This window comes from Streptomyces sp. NPDC051018 (assembly GCF_044456085.1).
Lineage (GTDB): Bacteria > Actinomycetota > Actinomycetes > Streptomycetales > Streptomycetaceae > Streptomyces.
This window is the reverse complement of sequence record NZ_JBITFN010000008.1, coordinates 132933-150598: the sequence shown is the minus strand read 5'-3', so window position 1 is coordinate 150598 and position 17666 is coordinate 132933. Positions and strand designations below refer to the sequence as shown.

At 72.7% G+C, this 17666-nt stretch carries 14 protein-coding genes; 7 read left to right on the top strand and 7 right to left on the bottom strand.

Annotated features, from left to right (window positions below):
* Positions 1-30: 30 nt before the first annotated feature.
* From glpK to ACIBCM_RS16200, 3 genes are all read left to right on the top strand, one after another.
* The gene (gene glpK, locus ACIBCM_RS16210; protein WP_399243558.1) at positions 31-1578 is read left to right on the top strand and encodes a glycerol kinase GlpK; all 1548 of its coding nucleotides are present in this window, start codon (positions 31-33) and stop codon (positions 1576-1578) included.
* Between the two features lie 15 nt (positions 1579-1593).
* Positions 1594-3204 carry an FAD-dependent oxidoreductase gene (locus ACIBCM_RS16205; protein ID WP_399243556.1) on the top strand — a complete coding sequence of 537 codons (1611 nt, stop codon included), beginning with the start codon at positions 1594-1596 and terminating at the stop codon, positions 3202-3204.
* Between the two features lie 98 nt (positions 3205-3302).
* On the top strand, positions 3303-3974 hold the full coding sequence (locus tag ACIBCM_RS16200; protein WP_399243554.1) for a FadR/GntR family transcriptional regulator: 672 nt from the start codon (positions 3303-3305) through the stop codon (positions 3972-3974).
* A 25-nt stretch (positions 3975-3999) separates the two neighbouring features.
* On the opposite strand, the gene ACIBCM_RS16195 is transcribed toward ACIBCM_RS16200, so the two are convergent.
* Entirely contained in the window at positions 4000-4122 is a 123-nt protein-coding gene (locus tag ACIBCM_RS16195; protein ID WP_399243552.1) for a hypothetical protein, read from the bottom strand.
* Positions 4123-5078: 956 nt separating this feature from the next.
* Here ACIBCM_RS16195 and ACIBCM_RS16190 point away from each other — a divergent pair.
* On the top strand, positions 5079-6155 hold the full coding sequence (locus ACIBCM_RS16190) for a PAC2 family protein (RefSeq protein WP_399243550.1): 1077 nt from the start codon (positions 5079-5081) through the stop codon (positions 6153-6155).
* A 218-nt stretch (positions 6156-6373) separates the two neighbouring features.
* On the opposite strand, the gene mshC is transcribed toward ACIBCM_RS16190, so the two are convergent.
* From mshC to ACIBCM_RS16170, 4 genes are all read right to left on the bottom strand, one after another.
* Entirely contained in the window at positions 6374-7603 is a 1230-nt protein-coding gene (gene mshC, locus ACIBCM_RS16185) for a cysteine--1-D-myo-inosityl 2-amino-2-deoxy-alpha-D-glucopyranoside ligase (protein WP_399243549.1), read from the bottom strand.
* 197 nt (positions 7604-7800) lie between these two features.
* On the bottom strand, positions 7801-8631 hold the full coding sequence (locus ACIBCM_RS16180; RefSeq protein WP_399243547.1) for an SCO1664 family protein: 831 nt from the start codon (positions 8629-8631) through the stop codon (positions 7801-7803).
* Positions 8595-9185, bottom strand: a complete 591-nt coding sequence (locus tag ACIBCM_RS16175; protein WP_399243545.1) for a DUF3090 domain-containing protein — start codon at positions 9183-9185, stop codon at positions 8595-8597. The genes ACIBCM_RS16180 and ACIBCM_RS16175 overlap by 37 nt, the downstream gene beginning before the upstream one ends.
* 107 nt (positions 9186-9292) lie before the next feature.
* Complete coding sequence (locus ACIBCM_RS16170; protein ID WP_399243543.1) at positions 9293-9988, bottom strand: histidine phosphatase family protein; 696 nt, start codon at positions 9986-9988, stop codon at positions 9293-9295.
* Positions 9989-10356: 368 nt separating this feature from the next.
* Between ACIBCM_RS16170 and corA the strand changes: the two genes are divergently transcribed.
* Positions 10357-11352 carry a magnesium/cobalt transporter CorA gene (corA, locus tag ACIBCM_RS16165; protein ID WP_399243541.1) on the top strand — a complete coding sequence of 332 codons (996 nt, stop codon included), beginning with the start codon at positions 10357-10359 and terminating at the stop codon, positions 11350-11352.
* A gap of 181 nt (positions 11353-11533) precedes the next feature.
* Here corA and ACIBCM_RS16160 read toward each other — a convergent pair whose 3' ends face one another.
* Together ACIBCM_RS16160 and ACIBCM_RS16155 are read right to left on the bottom strand one after the other, a co-directional pair.
* A complete protein-coding gene (locus ACIBCM_RS16160; protein WP_399243539.1) occupies positions 11534-12319 on the bottom strand; it encodes a ferritin-like domain-containing protein in 786 nt (261 codons plus the stop codon).
* Positions 12320-12756: 437 nt separating this feature from the next.
* The gene (locus ACIBCM_RS16155) at positions 12757-13806 is read right to left on the bottom strand and encodes an LLM class F420-dependent oxidoreductase (protein WP_399243537.1); all 1050 of its coding nucleotides are present in this window, start codon (positions 13804-13806) and stop codon (positions 12757-12759) included.
* Between the two features lie 176 nt (positions 13807-13982).
* Between ACIBCM_RS16155 and ACIBCM_RS16150 the strand changes: the two genes are divergently transcribed.
* Both ACIBCM_RS16150 and ACIBCM_RS16145 read left to right on the top strand, forming a co-directional pair.
* Entirely contained in the window at positions 13983-14966 is a 984-nt protein-coding gene (locus tag ACIBCM_RS16150) for an aldo/keto reductase (RefSeq protein WP_399243535.1), read from the top strand.
* Entirely contained in the window at positions 14963-17308 is a 2346-nt protein-coding gene (locus ACIBCM_RS16145) for a helix-hairpin-helix domain-containing protein (protein ID WP_399243533.1), read from the top strand. Before ACIBCM_RS16150 ends, ACIBCM_RS16145 begins: the two co-directional genes overlap by 4 nt.
* Positions 17309-17666 lie beyond the last annotated feature (358 nt).

Genomic DNA, 17666 nt, shown 5'->3' with positions numbered 1-17666 from the left:
AGCCCCACCCGACCCGAGCAGGAGCACACCGTGACCGAAGCGCACACCGACGGCCCTCTCTCCCGCGGGCATGGACCGTTCATCGCCGCCATCGACCAGGGCACCACGTCCAGCCGCTGCATCGTCTTCGACCGGGACGGGCGGATCGTCTCCGTCGACCAGAAGGAACACGAGCAGATCTTCCCGAAGCCCGGCTGGGTGGAGCACAACGCCACCGAGATCTGGGTCAATGTCCAGGAGGTCGTCGCGGGCGCCGTGCGCAAGGCGGGCATCACGGCGGCCGATGTGAAGGCCATCGGCATCACCAACCAGCGCGAGACCACCCTGCTCTGGGACCGCAGCACCGGTGAACCCGTCCACAACGCCCTCGTCTGGCAGGACACCCGTACCGACGCCCTCTGCAAGGAGCTGGGCCGCAATGTCGGCCAGGACCGTTTCCGCCGCGAGACCGGACTCCCGCTCGCCAGCTACTTCGCCGGGCCCAAGGTCCGCTGGCTGCTGGACAACGTCGAGGGGCTGCGTGAGCGCGCCGAGCGCGGCGAGATCCTCTTCGGGACGATGGACTCCTGGGTCATCTGGAATCTGACCGGGGGCACCGACGGCGGCGTGCACGTCACCGATGTCACCAACGCCTCCCGCACCATGCTGATGAATCTGCACACCATGCAGTGGGATCCCAAGATCCTCAGTTCCATGGAGATCCCGGCCGCCGTGCTGCCGGAGATCCGCTCCTCCGCCGAGGTGTACGGCACCGCCAGGGGCGGGGTGCTGGACGGGATCCCCGTGGCGTCCGCGCTCGGCGACCAGCAGGCCGCCCTCTTCGGCCAGACGTGTTTCTCCAGGGGCGAGGCCAAGTCCACGTACGGCACCGGCACCTTCATGCTGATGAACACCGGCGGAACCCCCGTCAACTCGTACAACGGGCTGCTCACCACGGTCGGCTACCGCATCGGCGACGAGAAGGCTGTGTACGCCCTGGAGGGGTCGATCGCCGTCACCGGTTCGCTGGTGCAGTGGATGCGCGACCAGATGGGCCTGATCAACTCCGCGGCCGAGATCGAGACCCTGGCACTGTCGGTGGAGGACAACGGCGGCGCGTACTTCGTACCCGCGTTCTCCGGACTGTTCGCCCCCTACTGGCGCTCCGACGCCCGCGGGGTGATCGCCGGTCTCACCCGCTATGTCACCAAGGCGCATATCGCACGCGCCGTGCTGGAGGCGACCGCCTGGCAGACCCGGGAGATCACCGACGCCATGACGAAGGACTCCGGCGTCGAGCTGACCGCCCTCAAGGTCGACGGCGGTATGACCTCGAACAATCTGCTGATGCAGACCCTCTCGGACTTCCTGGACGCACCGGTCGTACGCCCGATGGTCGCCGAGACCACCTGTCTCGGCGCCGCCTACGCCGCCGGACTCGCCGTCGGCTTCTGGCCGGACACCGACGCCCTGCGCGCCAACTGGCGCCGGGCGGCGGAATGGACCCCGCGCATGGACGGCGACCGGCGCGAACGGGAGTACAAGAGCTGGCTCAAGGCCGTGGAACGGACCATGGGCTGGCTCGACGAGGAAAACTGACGAGGAGTCCGCACCATGACCACCCCGCAACGCGTCCCGGCCCGTGGGACGCACCCGGCCTCCGGCTGTCTGCCGGGCCGCGCCGAGACCCGGGAGCTGCTCTCCCGGGTGACGTACGACCTGCTGGTCGTCGGCGGCGGCATCCTGGGCATCTCCACCGCCTGGCACGCCGCGCAGTCCGGGCTGCGGGTGGCTCTGGTCGACGCCGGCGACTTCGCCGGTGCCACGTCCTCCGCCTCCTCCAAGCTCCTCCACGGCGGTCTGCGCTACCTCCAGACGGGCGCGGTGAAGCTGGTCGCGGAGAACCACTTCGAGCGCCGCGCCCTCTCCCGCGAGGTGGCTCCCCATCTCGCGAACCCGCTCAGGTTCTATCTGCCCGTCTACAAGGGCGGACCGCACGGCGCGGCGAAGCTCGGCGCGGGAGTGTTCGCGTACTCGGCGCTCTCCGCCTTCGGTGACGGCGTCGGCCATGTGATCGGCCCGGCGAAGGCGCGGCGCGACGTACCCGAACTGCGTACGGACGGTCTGCGGGCCGTCGCCGTGTACGGGGACGACCAGATGAACGACGCCCGGATGGCGCTGATGACGGTACGGGCCGCCGTCGCGGCGGGCGCGGACGTCCTCAACCACGCCGAGGTCACCGGGCTGCGGTTCACCGGCGGCCGGGTGACGGGCGCGGAGCTGAGGGACCGGGCCGACGGTACGGAGTTCGGGGTCGGCGCCCGGCTCGTGCTCAACGCCACCGGCCCCTGGGTGGACCGGCTGCGCCGGATGGAGGACCCGGGCGCGGACCCGTCGATCCGGCTGTCCAAGGGCGCCCATCTGGTGCTCAGGCGCACCTCGCCGTGGCGGGCGGCACTGGCGACCCCGATCGACCGGTACCGGATCACCTTCGCCCTCCCCTGGGAGGACATGCTGCTGCTGGGGACCACGGACGAGGAGTACGAGGGCGATCCCGGCGAGGTCGCGGTCACCGAGAAGGACATCGCGCAGATCCTGGACGAGGCCGCGTACTCGGTGCGGGACCGGCAGCTGTCCCGGGAGCTGATCACGTACTCCTTCGCGGGGCTGCGGGTGCTGCCCGGCGGCCCCGGTGACACCTCGAAGGCCCGGCGGGAGACGGTGGTGACCGAGGGGCCCGGCGGCATGCTGTCCGTGGCGGGCGGGAAGTGGACGACGTTCCGTCATATCGGCCGTACGGTGCTGAACAAGCTGGCCGTACTGCCCGGGAGGCCGCTCGCCGACGGTATGGAGCCGGTGTCCCGGCTGCCCCGGAAGCCGCCGCTGCCGGGGATGGCCAATCCGAGGGCGGTGGAGCACCGGCTGCTGGCCGGCGGCGAATCCCCCGGGCCGCGGATGGCGCCGGACACCGCACGTCATCTGGCCACCCACTACGGCTCGCTCGCCTTCGACATCGCGCGGATGGTCCGGGAGGATCCGGCGCTCGGCGCGCGCGTCCACCCGGACGCGCCCGAGATCTGGGCGCAGGTCGTCTACGCGCGGGACCAGGAGTGGGCGCACACGGCGGACGACGTGCTGCGCCGCCGTACGACACTCACGATCCGGGGGCTCGCGACCGACGGGATCCGCGAGAAGGTCACCGATCTGCTGGACCGCCGCTCCTGACGGCCCGGCAACCCCGCTGACGTGGGCGGCTCCCCGGGGCCGCCCACGCTGTACCCTCGGTCAGCAGCAGACATCGGATGAATCGAGGGCGGGCCGCCGTGGCAGTCACCGACGAGGCGATCGAGAAGATCAAGTCCATGATCGTCTCGGGTGAGCTGCGTCCCGGTGACCGGCTCCCCAGGGAGAGCGAGCTCGCCGCCGCGCTGGGCCTGTCGCGCAATTCGCTCCGCGAGGCCGTACGCGCGCTGTCGCTGATCCGGATCCTGGACGTCCGCCAGGGCGACGGCACCTATGTCACCAGCCTCGATCCACAGCTGCTGCTGGGGGCGCTGAGTTTCGCCGTGGACTTCCACCGGGACGACAGCGCGCGGGAGTTCCTCGCCGTACGCCGGATCCTGGAGCCCGCGGCTACGGCGATGGCCGCCGCCCGGATCGGCGAGGACGAACTGGACGCGCTGACCGGCCGGCTGGACGCCCTCGGGTCCGATCCCCCGGTGGAGGAACTGGCCGCGGCGGACCTGGAGTTCCACCGGGGGATCGCACGGGCGTCGGGCAACGCGGTGCTGTGCTCGCTGCTGGAGGGTCTGTCGGGCCCGGCCACCCGGGCGCGGGTGTGGAGCGGGCCGGACCCCCAGGACGCGATCGGCCGTACGCTGCGTGAGCACCGGGCGATTCTGGGGGCCCTGCGCGACCGGGACGCCGAGGCGGCCCGGTCGTGGGCGACGGTCCATATCGCCGGTGCCGAGCAGTGGCTACGCGCGGTCCCGTGATCGGCGGCGGACCACGGGACGGCCCCTACGCCCGTCCCCGGAGGGTCTCGCGCTCCGCGGCGCGCCTCAGGGCGACCTGCGGTACCAGGGTGAGGATCAGCGGCCCGCCCCCGAGCGTCTGCGGGTCGTAGCCGCCCGGCGCGACCACCGGGCCGAGGCGATGCCCCCGGTGGGCTCCCCGCGATCGGGACGCCCACGTCCACCGTCCCCCGGGCCGGGGCGCGGATGGCGGCGGGCAGCGCGTCGGTGAGCACGGCCGAGCCGCTGACGAGGCCGGGGTTCCAGCCGAGCCGCTGATGAAGCCCGGGTTCCAGCCGATGCCCGGCAGGACGAGGGCGACGGGCGGCGGCACCGACGGATCCGGCGTGCCGAGGAAGGCGGTGAGCGCCGCCGCGAAGAGCACGGCGCGGGCAGGGCGGCGGTGGGCGGTCCCCCGGCCTTGCCGACGGGACGGCCGGACAGCGGCGACGACAGACGCATCGCGCCGAGGTGCGGTCCGATGACCGGCCCCGCGGTCGGGGTGCTGTGTCGGGGGGCCGCCCTATGGACCGCGGTCATGGTCGTGATCCCGATCTTCACGAGCCGGCTGCGGACCTCACGGCCGCGCCCGTGATCACTCCGCGCCGGTCGGCGCGCGGCGCGTCCGCGGCCGGTGCGCTGCCGCCGGTGCCTCGCCGGGCGGCGCGTCTGCGGGCCCGGGCGGCGCGGCGGCTGCCGCTTCGCGGGAGATCAGCAGCGGGCCGGGCCGCAGGAACGTCCACAGGAACAGTCCGGCCGCCCCTGCCGCACCGGCTCGCGACCACGGGCCCGTCGCCCGCCGAACGTCCTCAGGGCCACCCGTCGGCCACGCCTCGGACAGAACATCCGACCTCTTGGTCATCCGATGTATGGCGTCCATCCACTCGGGGTAGGCCCCTCCGGGCACGGAAGTGACCCGGAATCCTGATGACAGCTCGGATGAATCTTCGATCGATCAGGACGGTTGACCGGTGCCTGCATCGGGCAGCCGAAGTTCACCCGGCCGTGCACCGGGGCTGCGGCGGGATGGCCCGTAAGCCGTAAGGTTGGGGCGTACGAACAGGGAACTTCGGAAGGAGGCACTGGGTGATCGAGCTCGAGGGGGTACCCGAGCTGATCGACCCGGTCATGGTGGCCGCGTTCGAGGGCTGGAACGACGCCGGCGACGCCGCCTCCACCGCGGTCGCGCATCTGGACCGGGAATGGAAGGGCGAGGTGTTCGCGGCGCTCGACGCCGAGGACTACTACGACTTCCAGGTCAACCGGCCCACGGTGTTCCTGGACGGCGGAGTACGGAAGATCACCTGGCCCACGACCCGGCTCTCCGTGGTCCGCGTCGGCGGGGACAACCCCCGGGACCTGGTCCTGGTGCGGGGCATCGAGCCGTCCATGCGGTGGCGGTCGTTCTGCAACGAGATCCTGGGCTTCGCCCATGAACTGGGCGTGGAGATGGTGGTGATCCTCGGCGCGCTGCTCGGGGACACCCCGCACACCCGCCCGGTGCCGGTCAGTGGGGTCACCTCGGACTCCGACCTGGCCCGGACCATGGATCTGGAGGAGACGCGGTACGAGGGGCCGACCGGGATCGTCGGCATCCTCCAGGAGGCCTGCACCCACGCGGGGGTGCCCGCGGTGAGCCTGTGGGCCGCGGTTCCGCACTATGTCTCCCAGCCGCCGAATCCCAAGGCGACGCTGGCGCTGCTCAACCGGCTGGAGGATCTGATCGGGCTGCGCATCCCGCTCGGCGAACTGCCCGAGGACGCGCGGGCGTGGCAGCTGGGAGTGGACCAACTGGCCGCCGAGGACAGCGAGGTCGCGGAGTACGTACAGACGCTGGAGGAGGCGCGGGACACCGCGGAGCTTCCCGAGGCGTCCGGAGAGGCGATCGCCCGCGAGTTCGAGCGGTATCTCCGGCGCCGGGACGGCGGTCCGGGCACCGGTCACGGCGGTCCGGGAGGCCCCGGCCCCGGAGTGGCGACCGAGGGCGGGGACCTGGCGTCGTCGGGAGGCCCCGGAGGCTCGTATCTGCGGGATCCCGCGAGCGGGCTGAACAAGCCGTCGAAGCCGCCGCGTTCGGAGCCGGAGCGGGAGCCCGGGCCTGAGCACGAAGCGGACGACGACGAGGGGGACTCCCCCTCCGGCCCGTCTTCCCCCGAGGAGTGACGAGGAGCGGACGGCGGTGAAGAGCGGTGGGGCGGTACCGGAACTTCCGGCACCGCCCCTTCTCGTACCGCTGTCAGCCGTTCTCGTATCGCTGATATCCGTTCGCTGATATCCGTGCCGCCGGTGGCCGTACCACAGGTCGCCGTAGCACTGATCGCCGTACCGCCGGTGGCCGTGCCCGCCGTGCCCGCCGGGGACGCCGGTGGGGGCGCGTTGCCCTACAGCGCCACGCCCAGCAGGGCGTCGACGCCCCGGGAGACCAGACCGGGCGCTCCCTCGTCCGTGCCTCCCTGAGCCTCCTGCCCGGCGACCCAGCGGTCCACGGCGGCGAGAGCGGCGGGGGCGTCGAGATCGTCGGCGAGGGCGTCGCGGATCTCCTCGATCAGGGCGTCGGCGGACGGGCCGTCGGGACGCGAGACGGCAGCGCGCCACCGCCCGAGCCGGTCCACCGCGTCCTGGAGGATCCGGTCGGTCCACTCCCAGTCGGCGCGGTAGTGGTGGGAGAGCAGCGCGAGCCGGATGGCGGCCGGATCGACGCCGTCGTGGCGCAGCCGGGAGACGAAGACCAGGTTGCCCTTGGACTTCGACATCTTCTCGCCGTCGAGGGCGACCATTCCCGCATGGACGTACGCCCGGGCGAACGGGTGCTCGCCGGTGAGGACCTGGGCGTGCGACGCACCCATCTCGTGGTGCGGGAAGACGAGGTCCGAGCCGCCGCCCTGGACGTCGAAGCCCATGCCGAGATGGTCCAGCGCGATGGCCACACACTCGATGTGCCAGCCCGGCCGGCCGGGGCCGAGGCTGCCGCCGTCCCAGCTGGGCTCGCCCTCGCGGGCCGCCATCCACAGCATGGGGTCGACCGGGTTCTTCTTGCCCGGGCGCTCCGGGTCCCCGCCGCGCTCGGCGGACAGCAGGCGCATGGCCTCCGCGTCGAGGTGCGAGACCTCGCCGAACCGCGGGTCGCTCTCCACGGAGAAGTACACATCGCCGTCGAGTTCGTACGCGGCTCCCGCGTCCCTCAGACGCTCGACGAGGGGGACGATGCCCGGTATCGACTCGACGGCGCCGATGTAGTGCCGCGGGGGGAGCATCCGCAGAGCGGTCATGTCCTCGCGGAACAGCGCGGTCTCGCGCTCCGCCAGTTCGGTCCAGTCCCGGCCGTCCCGTACGGCCCGCTCCAGCAGCGGATCGTCGATGTCCGTCACGTTCTGCACATAGTGAACCTGGCGCTTGGTGTCGAGCCACACGCGCTGGACGAGGTCGAACGCGTTGTAGGTCGCCGCGTGACCCAGGTGGGTCGCGTCGTACGGCGTGATGCCGCAGACGTAGATACGGGCGACGGGACCGGGGGTGAGGGTGACGGACCCTCCGGTCGCGGTGTCGTGAATCCGAAGGTCGCGGCCCTTGCCGGGCAGGGCGGGGACCTCAGAAGCGGGCCAGGCATACATGTCATTGAGCCTAACCGCACGGCCGGTGTGTACCCACCCGCGGGTTACGGATCTTGTACGGCCCGGAGCGGGTATCCGGGTGAGGGGGTTCTTCGGGTGGGGTTTCCAGGTGGGGGTTTTCGGGTGAGGGTGTTCGGGTCAGGGGTCCTCGCGCCGCCCCTTCGCCCCGGCCGCGGGTCACCCCCGGGCGTACATCCTCATATCGGCGGCCACGGGATCGACGGCCAGTCGCCCGACGGTGCCGGGTGGACACCCGTCGACAGCAGACCCCGCACCCGGGATCGCACCGCCTCCACTTCCGCGGGTGTGAGCAGCTCGGTCAGTCGGGTGGCCAGCGGCTCGCCGGGAGACAGTTCGGCGGCCAGTGCGCGCAGGGCGTCGAGGGTCTCGGCGGGAAGCGGGGTGCCGGCCCAGCCCCACAGCAGGGTGCGGAGCTTGTCGTCGACGTTGAACGTGACACCGTGGTCGATGGCGTACAGCGCGCCGTCGGCCGACGGCAGCAGATGCCCGCCCTTGCGGTCGCCATTGTTGATCACCGCGTCCAGGACCGCCAGCCGCCGCAGCCGTGCGTCGTCCGCGTGGACCAGGAGCGCCGTGCGGCCTTCGCCGACCTCGGCCAGTCCCACCGCCTTCCAGCCGTCGCCGGGTTCCTCGTCCTCGACGAGGGCGAGCAGCGGCCGGTCGGCGCCGGCACCGGGGTCCGCCTCGATCCAGAGCTGGACCATGCCGCAGCCGTAGGGGCCGTCCCGCAGGACCGTCGGGGGGACCAGCCCCCAGCCGAGGGCCTCGGAGACCTCGTAGGCCGCGACCTCGCGCTCGGCGAGGGTGCCGTCCGGGAAGTCCCACAGGGGGCGTTCGCCCGCGATCGGCTTGTAGACGCAGGAGGCTTTCTCCCCCGCGTACGAGACGGAACAGAACAGCACCGCGTTGGACGCCTCGCGGACCCGGCCGCGTACGGTCAGCTCCCCCCTGGAGAGCAGGTCCAGGGAGGTCACGCTCCCCGTCGGTATCCGTTCTGGCGCGGGCATACGTGTCCTTCCGGATCGAGCGGGAGGCTGCACAGGGGACAGGGCGGACGGCCCGCGTTCACCACGTCCAGGGCGCGCTTGGCGAAGGCACGCGCCTGCGCCCCGGACAGCCGGACACGCAGCATCGGCGGCCCGTTCTCCTCGTCCTGGAGCAGTCGCTCCTCGGCCTCGGCGAGGTCCTCGTCGGAGTCGGCGTCCAGTTCCACCAGCGCCTGGGCCTCGACGATCATGCGCTGCTCCTCGCCGTCCCAGGCCAGCGCCATCGTGCCGACGCGGAACTCCTCCTCCACGGGAGCGTCGAGGGGCGCGGTGTCGGCGACGTCCGCGGGGGCGACGGCGGGCACGGGGGCGTTGCCCCCCGTACGGCGGACGACCTCGTCGAGCAGTTCGTCGATACGCTCGGCGAGCGCGGCCACCTGGGTCTTCTCCAGGGCCACGCTGGTGACGCGCCCTCCGGCCGAGGCCTGGAGGAAGAACGTACGGCGTCCAGGCAGCCCGACGGTACCGGCCACGAAACGGTCCGGCGGATCGTAGAGGAACACCTGACGGGACACGCTCTGTCTCCCTCAAAAACTCGGAAATGATCAATGCCGGCCGCGGTCGGCACAAGCCTCGCGGGCCATACAGGCATTCGGCCCGTCCACCCTACTGCTGAAGGCGATCACGGGGCGCCCGCGCCGCCCCCGACGACGGCGTTCCCGTTGTCGCCCTCCTCCCCGCCCGCGCGCGGGGCGAGGACGTCGAAGTCCCCGGTGTCGCCGAGCCGCAGAAGAAAGGGCCGGGTCCGGGTGTAACGGATCACGGTGATGGAACACGGTTCCACATGGATCCGCTGGAAGAGATCGAGATGCATACCGAGCGCGTCGGCGACGAGCGACTTGACGATGTCGCCGTGGGAGCACATGACATAGGCCGCGTCGGCGCCGTGTCCGGCGTCGACGCGCGCGTTCCAGTCGCGTACGGCCTCGACGGCACGTGCCTGCATGGCCCGCATGGATTCCCCGCCGGGGAAGGCGGCGGCCGAGGGATGGTGCTGGACGACCTCCATCAGGGGCTCGCCGTTGAGCTCCTTGAGTTTGCGGCCCGACCAGTCGCCGTAGTCGCACTCGCCGATCCGCTCGTCGGTCCGCAGCTCCAGATCCGGCCGGGCGTCGAGGAGCGGCTGGAGCGTCTCCCGGCAGCGCTCCAGGGGGCTGCTCACGGCCAGGGCGAGCGGTACGGAGGCGATACGTTCCGGCAGCGCGGCCGCCTGGGCGGCGCCCCGCTCGTCGAGATGGACCCCCGGGGTCCAGCCCGCGAGCACCCCCGCGGTGTTCGCGGTGGAGCGTCCGTGACGTACGAGGATCAGCGTGGCCATGCCCGTCAGCCTAGTGCGGTGACCGGAAACGTTCACCGGCCCATGGCGCCCGGCGCGGCCCTTCGCCGCGTTCCCCTGATCGCCCGGGCGCGTCGGGTACGAGCACGCCGCGCACGGACGCATCCGGTGCGGGCCTGTCCGGTGGGGGCCTGTCCGGTACACACACGTCCGGTGCAGGCCTGTACGGTACGAGCGCGGTCCTCCGGGTTCCGGCCTTGCGGCGTCTCCCCCGTCCTCAGGGCGGACGGCTCCATTCCGGCGACACGGCCCGGGATCGACCGGGCCGTCGGCCCGGGCGTGCCGGTCACCGCCCGGCGGGTCCCCGGCAGTGTGCCTCCGGGGTGCGCCGGGAGCGTGTGCAGGGAAGAATGCCCGCTGTGATCGTGGACTGCGCCATCTACCGGGAGGGGCGCCGGACCGAGGGCCCCGGCGATCTCTCGGAGGCGCTCGCCCGGGCGCGCGCGAGCGGTGACGCGTTCCTGTGGGTCGGGATGTACGAGCCCACCGAGGAGGAGTTCGACCTCGTCAAGCAGGAGTTCGGGCTGCATCCGCTCGCCGTGGAGGACGCGCTCAGGGCCCATCAGCGGCCCAAGCTGGAGGTCTACGACGACTCGCTGTTCGTCGTCCTCAAACCGGTGGTGTACGACCAGGAGAGCGACACGGTCACCACCGGCGAGCTGATGCTCTTCATCGGCGATTCGTTCGTGGTGACGGTCCGCCATGGCGAGGGGTCCCCGCTCACCGATGTGCGCAAGCGGCTGGAGGCCGAGCCGCATGTGCTCCGGCACGGGCCGACCGCCGTGCTGTACGCGGTCAGCGACGCCGTCGTCGACCACTACATGGAGGTCGCGGCGGAGCTCCAGATCGACCTGGAGGAGATGGAGGCCGAGGTCTTCTCCCCCACGGGCGGCGGCCCGGGGCGCGCCACGGCGGCCCGGATCTATGTCTTCAAACGCCAGGTGCTGGAGTTCCGGCGCGCGGCGGGGCCGCTCGGGGTGCCGATGGCCCGGCTGGCGAGTGCGGATGTGCCGTTCGTACACGAGCACTCCCGGCCGTTCTTCCGGGATGTGAACGACCATCTGACCCGCGCGTACGAGCAGGTGGAGGGCCTGGACCGGCTGCTGTCGGACATCCTGGCCGCGCATCTCGCGCAGCAGGGGGTGCGCCAGAACGACGATATGCGCAAGATCTCGGCGTGGGCGGCCATGGCCGCGGTTCCCACGATGGTCGCCGGGATCTACGGCATGAACTTCGACCATATGCCCGAGCTGCGATGGGTCTGGGCCTATCCCGCCGTACTGCTGCTGATGGCGGGCACGGTCTACGGTCTGTACCGGCTGTTCAAGCGCCGGGGCTGGCTCTAGGCGCGGACGGGTGACCGCCGGGTGAGCCGGAGGCGCCGTCGCCGGGTGACCGCAGCCGGAGGCGCCGTCGCCGGGTGACGGAGAGGTCACCCGGCTCGCTCCCCGGACGGTTCGCCCGGTCCTCACGGGAACACCCGCACCGGTACGTCGCCGCCGGACCGTGCCCGCCCGAACGTGCTTCTCAGAAGGCGGGCGCGGCGGGAGCCGGCCCGTCGAGGGCGCCCCTGCGCTCCGGCATCCGGAGGCTGATCATGCGGTGCCAGCCGCCGAGCCGCTCGTAGGTGTACAGCCCGTGGATGCCCGCCGCGAGCGCCGCCGCCTTCGGCGCGGGCCAGTGCAGCAGCCGCCCCATGTGGGACATCACCGCGAGGCTCACATCGCGGTAGATCCTGATCTCTGCGAGCGCGCTCTCGCGCAGCACGCGCTGGATGGTGCGGCCGTGTCCCTCGGAGGCCAGGCGCAGCAGTTCCTCGTGGCAGTACGCGAGGTGGTTGTCCTCGTCGTTGCTGATCATCCTGATGGCTCTGCCGACCTCGGGGTGGTCGCCGAAGTACTTCACCAGCATCACCATCTGGTCGGCGGCACGCTGCTCGGTGACCCTGCTGTGCGAGAGATAGACGACGATGTCCTCATCGCTGAGGGGTTCCTCGCGGCGCAGCTTGTCGTGGGTGAGGCCGATGCCCTGCCGTTCCAGGAGCATCGTGTAGTCCGTCTCGGGCGGTACGGGGAGCGGTTCGAGGCCGCGCTTCCTGAGGAGCGCATGGAAGATCCGGCCGTGCTTGTCCTCGTCCGCGCCGTGGCGTGTGATCCTCGGCGCGAGAGCCCGCATGCTGTCGGGCACGAGGGCGGCGATACGGGCGTTCTCCCAGCCGCCCTGTGCCTCGCCGCTGGCCGCGATGGAGCAGAAGAGCCGGTAGGAGTCGTCGTTGTCGAGGATTTCCTGGAACAGGCTTCGGGCCGAGAGCACTACTGCCACCTCCTGAAAGCATCCGCAAAGAAAGAGTCAAGTGCGGTATCGGGGAGCTGGCAACAGCAGAGCCGGACAACTGCGCTGATCGGACGACATCCGCGCCCTTCGGGCGAAGTCGCCCCGGCGGGCGGTGCGCCGGGGGGCCGCTGTGAACGGCAGTAACCGAGGCGGGTCCCCGGGCGTTGTACGCGTGACGGCCGTGGCGGGGAGACCCCCCGAGCCCCCACCACGGCCGCGGAACCACTCCACCGCAAGCCCGCCTGTCCGGGGCCGCCACCGGTCCCGGGGCCCGGCACGCCGGCGCACGCCCGGCCCGGGGGCCGGCTGCCGCACGGCCCGGTCTACGGCGGCCCCGATGACCGCCGCACGATCACACGAGACGGCCCCCAAGGAGCCGGCCGGGGCCCCCTGGCCGAGACCCCTGGCCGGGGCCCTCAGGCCAGGCCGGAACGCTCCAGCGCCTCGGTGCCCGCCCGGAGCGCCGCGATCCGCTCGTCGAGCGTGAACCCGGCCGGGGAGAGCGTCAGCGTCGTGACCCCGGCCTCCGCGTACGCCTGCATCCGCTCGGCGATCCGCTCCACGGAGCCCAGCAGGGCGATGGAGTCGATCAGCCGGTGCGGAACGGCCGCCGCCGCGCCCGCCTTGTCGCCGGAGAGGTACTTGTCCTGGATCTCGGCGGCTTCCTTCTCGTACCCCATGCGCCGCGCGAGCTGGTTGTAGAAGTTCTGCCTGCGGCTGCCCATACCGCCGACGTACAGCGCGGTGTACGGCCTCAACTGGTCGGCGAGGGCGGGAATGTCGTCGCCGAGGGCCAGCGGCAGGGTCGGACAGACGTCGAAGCCCTCCAGCGTCTTCCCGGCCCGCAGACGGCCCGCCCGCAGATGACGGAGCGCCGTGTCCTCCAGCTGGTCGGCCGCGCAGAACAGCAGCAGCGCGCCGTCGGCGATCTCACCGGTCTGCTCCAGGTTCCTGGGGCCGATGGCGGCGATGTAGAGCGGGATGTGCTCACGCTCGGGGTGGACCGTGAGCTTCAGCGGCTTGCCCGGGCCGCCGGGCAGCGGCAGGGTCCAGTGCTCGCCCTCGAAGGAGAGGCGCTCGCGGGACATCGCCCTGCGGATGATCTCGACGTACTCCCGGGTGCGGGCCAGCGGCTTGTCGAACCTGACGCCGTACCAGCCCTCGGAGACCTGGGGGCCCGAGACCCCGAGACCGAGGCGGAAGCGGCCGCCGGAGAGGGAGTCGAGGGTGGCGGCGGTCATCGCCGTCATGGCGGGCTGCCGGGCGGGGATCTGCATGATCGCCGATCCGACATCGATCCGCTCGGTCCGGGCCGCGACCCAGCTGAGGACGGTGGGCGCGTCGGAGCCGTATGCCTCCGCGGCCCAGCAGACGTCGTAGCCGAGCCGGTCGGCCTCCTGGGCGACCGCGAGATTGTCGCCGTCCATTCCCGCGCCCCAGTAGCCGAGGTTGATGCCGAGCCGCATGAAAGCTCCCTCTTACCGATCGGTAACGTCCTTGTTGCGGGGACTCTAGCGCGGCTGGATCCATCCGTCGGAGGAGAGTTTGCTCACTGCGCGGGCCGCCGGTGACCCGGGGCGGCTTCCGGTGGTTGTCCACAGGCTCCCGCGAGGCGGGGCCCCGGCCAGTAATCTCAGCGCTCATGGAGCAGAGGCATCTCGGCCGCACCGGCCTGCGCGTGTCCCGGATCGGGCTCGGCACCCTGACCTGGGGCCGGGACACCGATGAGCATGACGCCGCCGACCAGCTGAAGGCGTTCTGGGAGGCCGGCGGGACACTGGTCGACACCGCCGATGTGTACGGGGGCGGGGACGCGGAGTATCTGCTCGGGCAGCTCGTCGAGCGGCTGGTACCACGGCGTGATCTGGTGATCGCGACCAAGGCGGGCAGCGTGCCCGATCCGGACCGCCGCTTCGACGGCTCCCGCGGCCATCTGCTCGCCGCCCTCGACGAATCGCTGGAGCGGCTCGGGACGACGTATGTCGATCTCTGGCAGGTCCACGCCTTCGACCCCCTCACGCCTCTGGACGAGACCCTCCAGGCCCTGGACATCGCCGTGAGCAGCGGCCGGGCGAGATACGCGGGCGTGTCGAACTTCTGCGGCTGGCAGCTCGCCAAGGCGGCGACCTGGCAGCTGGCGTCCCCCGGGGTGCGCACCCGGCTGGCCAGTACGCAGATGGAGTACTCCCTGCTCCAGCGGGGCGTGGAGCGCGAGGTGCTGCCCGCCGCGCTGGACCTGGGCGTGGGCCTGCTGCCGTCGTCGCCGCTGGGGCGCGGGGTGCTGACGGGCAAGTACCGCCAGGGGACGCCGGCGGATTCGCGGGGTGCCTCCGAACACCTCGCGCCCTTTGTGGAGCCGTATCTCGACGAGACCGCGAGCAGCATCGTGGACGCGGTGGCGACGGCGGCGGACGGGCTGGCGACGACGGCCCTCCAGGTGGCGCTCGCCTGGGTGCGGGACCGGCCGGGTGTGGTCGCCCCGATCGTCGGCGCGCGCAACGCGCAGCAGCTCACGGCCGCGTTGTCAGTGGAGGCGCTTACTCTTCCAGACGAGATCTGCCAGGCGCTCGACGATGTGTCGGCGCCCGTGCACCGCTATCCCGACCAGGACTGGAGCACGCTGTGACCGCGCCTTCCCGGGGGCCGAACCCCGAACCCCCGGCCGACGACCAGACGTTCGCGGACGGAGCCGCCGCCCCGGAGGAGCCCGCCGGGGCACCCCGGGGGGACGGCGCCGCACCCGCTCCCGGGACCGGCGCGCCCGGCCCGGGCGACACGCTGGGCGAGCCCTCCGGTGGGGACGCGGTGGCGGCCGGTCTCCCGGACGACGCCGACACCGACGCCGACGAGGGCACGGACGCGGAGTCCGGCGAAGACACGGACGGCGGTACGGACGGGGGCGCGGAGACCCGCGCGGGCTCGGACGGCGGCACGGAGGCGGACGCGGACCCCGGCTCGGGCGGGGACCTGTCCGAGGCCGAGGCGGAACTTGCCGCGCAGCGGGAGTTGCGGGCGAGGATCGAGCGGCGGAAGGCCGAGAAAGACGCGCCCATCGCGAGCGGCTCCAAGCTCAGCGGCACGGCGGCCGATCTGCTGGCGGCCGTGCGCGCGGTGGAGAGCGGCGAGAAGTCGGCGGGGGCGTACTACGACAGCCCACCCGCGCCCACAGCGCCCCGGGCCGCACCGGCCGCGTCCCCGGCCCCCCGGGTTCCGGCGGCCGGGCCGGGCCACCGGCCCACCGCTCCGGCCGTACCGGGTGTCCCGGGGCCGACCGCGCCCGGGGCCGTGGCGGCCGTCCGGGCGGTGCTCGCCCAGGGCGGTGCGCCCGAGTCGCTCGCCGTGCAGGTCGCGGACGTGCTCGGGGAGGGGGCCGAGGGAGTGCTGCGGGAGGACCCCTGGCAGCTGCTGTCCGTGCCGGGTGTGCGGCCCGGACAGGCCGACGGATTCGCTCGCGCCCTGCTCGGCGGCGAGTGCGGCCCGGGTGACGAGCGGCGTACGGCTGCCCTGGTCACCTGGCGGCTGGAACGTGCGGCCCTCCAGGGGCACACCGTGCTGGAGTCCTCCTCCGTACGGGAAGCGCTGGCCGAGCTGTCGGTGCCCGATCCGGACGAGGCCCTCCGGCAGGCCGTGTCCGACGGAGCCGTGCTGCTGTTCCAGGACGGCGGGGAGCCGCAGGAGCGGACGGAGGGCGGAACGGGCGACGCGACGGAGGAAGAGCCGCCGACCCAGCAGCCGGAAGCCCCGGTCCTGCTCGGCCTCGACCGGTACGCACTGGCGGAGGAGAGCCTCGCGGACGGACTGGCCCGGCTCGCCAGGGCGGGCGCCGACGCACGGTGGGCCGGAGCGGAGCCCGCCGAGCTGGCCCGGGCTGTCGCGGCGAGCGGACTGGTCGTCCACACCGGCGGTGAGGCCGCTCGCGCGGAGCCCGTCGCCCTGGCGGATGCCGCCGGAGCCCTCGGCCTGCGCGCGGTCGTCGCGGTCCACAGCCCCCGAGGACACGACGGCCAGGACCGTGCGGCGGTCACCGTCTCCGGTCTGCTGTCCGGTACGCAGGGGCCGGGCCGTGACGAGGACGGCGCGCTGGCACTGGACCTGCTGGTCGTCCTGGACGCGCCGCGCCTCGATGTGGAGACGGCCGCGATGCTGGTCGAGTCGCTGCCGGACGGCGGCCGGCTCGTCCTCAGCGGTGACCCGGAAGAGTTGTTCTCGGCGGGCGCCGGGCGAGTCTTCGCCGATCTGCTGGCCGCCCGGGTATGCCCCCAGGTTGCCTCGCGGATCCCGGATCCGGGCCCCATCGGCGAGCTGGTCTCGGGGATCGGCGTCGGCGAGCTGAATCAGGTGGAGGCGCCGGGCAGGGAGGTCGTCATCGTGCCGGTACGGGACGCGGGCGAGGCCGTTCACCGTACGGTGCAGCTCGTCGCGGACTCGGTGCCGCGGGCGATCGGGGTGCCCGCGGGGCAGACCCAGGTGATCACGGTCGGCCACGGCGGCTCCGCGGGCACCCGCGCCCTGAACGCGGCGCTCAAGGAGCGGCTGAACCCGGGCCCCGGCCGGTTCGCCGGTTTCGACCCCGGCGACCGGGTGGCGTACGCCCCGGCCACGGGCCGGACCATGCCCGGCACCGTCGTCTCGGCGGACGCGGAGGGTCTGCGCCTGGAGTGCGAGGGCGGACCGGTGACGGTGCCGAAGGACCGGGTCGAGTCGGCGGTCCGGCACGGCTGGGCGATGACCGCGCACCAGGCGGCGGGGATGCGCTGGCCGGCGGCGGTCGTGGTGCTGCCGGGGGACGCGGCAGGAGGGCTCAGCCGCCCCTGGGTCTATACGGCGTTCGGCCGTGGTGAGCGCCATCTCTCGGTGGTGCACGGCGTGGACCAGGCCCTGTCACGCGCGGTGGCGGAGATCCCCGCCCAGGAGCGCACCACACGCCTCCGGCCGCTGCTGGAGGGCCTGCTGGCCCCCACGCCGTAACCGACCGGGGTACGGGAGAACACCGGGGCGCCGCACCCGCCCCGGTGCCGGCGTACCGACGGCGGGCAGGCCACCGCCGATGGATACATGAGGCCGGACTCCGTACGGCCCGCGCACGGCCCCATCGGGTCTCCGGGACAGAGGCGGCCCACGCCGGGCGCCCATGCCCTCACTCCACCGGGGATCACCCCACGGCACGACCGCCACCCCGGCCCGACCACGGCCCCCAACGGCAACGACGGACCACCCGGCACACCGGCACCCGGGCGCGTCCCTCTCCTTCACCGGCCGCCGCCGCGCCCCACAGCGCCACCGCCACACCGCCCTCGGCCGAGTGCCCGCACCACGCCGTACCGCA

Bases quoted from the DNA above. Each gene is read 5' to 3' on its own strand.
- corA (WP_399243541.1), top strand. From the start codon at position 10,357: ATGCCCGCTGTGATCGTGGACTGCGCCATCTACCGGGAGGGGCGCCGG.
- ACIBCM_RS16150 (WP_399243535.1), top strand. From the start codon at position 13,983: ATGGAGCAGAGGCATCTCGGCCGCACCGGCCTGCGCGTGTCCCGGATC.
- ACIBCM_RS16180 (WP_399243547.1), bottom strand. From the start codon at position 8,631: ATGCCCGCGCCAGAACGGATACCGACGGGGAGCGTGACCTCCCTGGAC.
- ACIBCM_RS16170 (WP_399243543.1), bottom strand. From the start codon at position 9,988: ATGGCCACGCTGATCCTCGTACGTCACGGACGCTCCACCGCGAACACC.
- mshC (WP_399243549.1), bottom strand. From the start codon at position 7,603: ATGTATGCCTGGCCCGCTTCTGAGGTCCCCGCCCTGCCCGGCAAGGGC.
- ACIBCM_RS16205 (WP_399243556.1), top strand. From the start codon at position 1,594: ATGACCACCCCGCAACGCGTCCCGGCCCGTGGGACGCACCCGGCCTCC.
- ACIBCM_RS16155 (WP_399243537.1), bottom strand. From the start codon at position 13,806: ATGCGGCTCGGCATCAACCTCGGCTACTGGGGCGCGGGAATGGACGGC.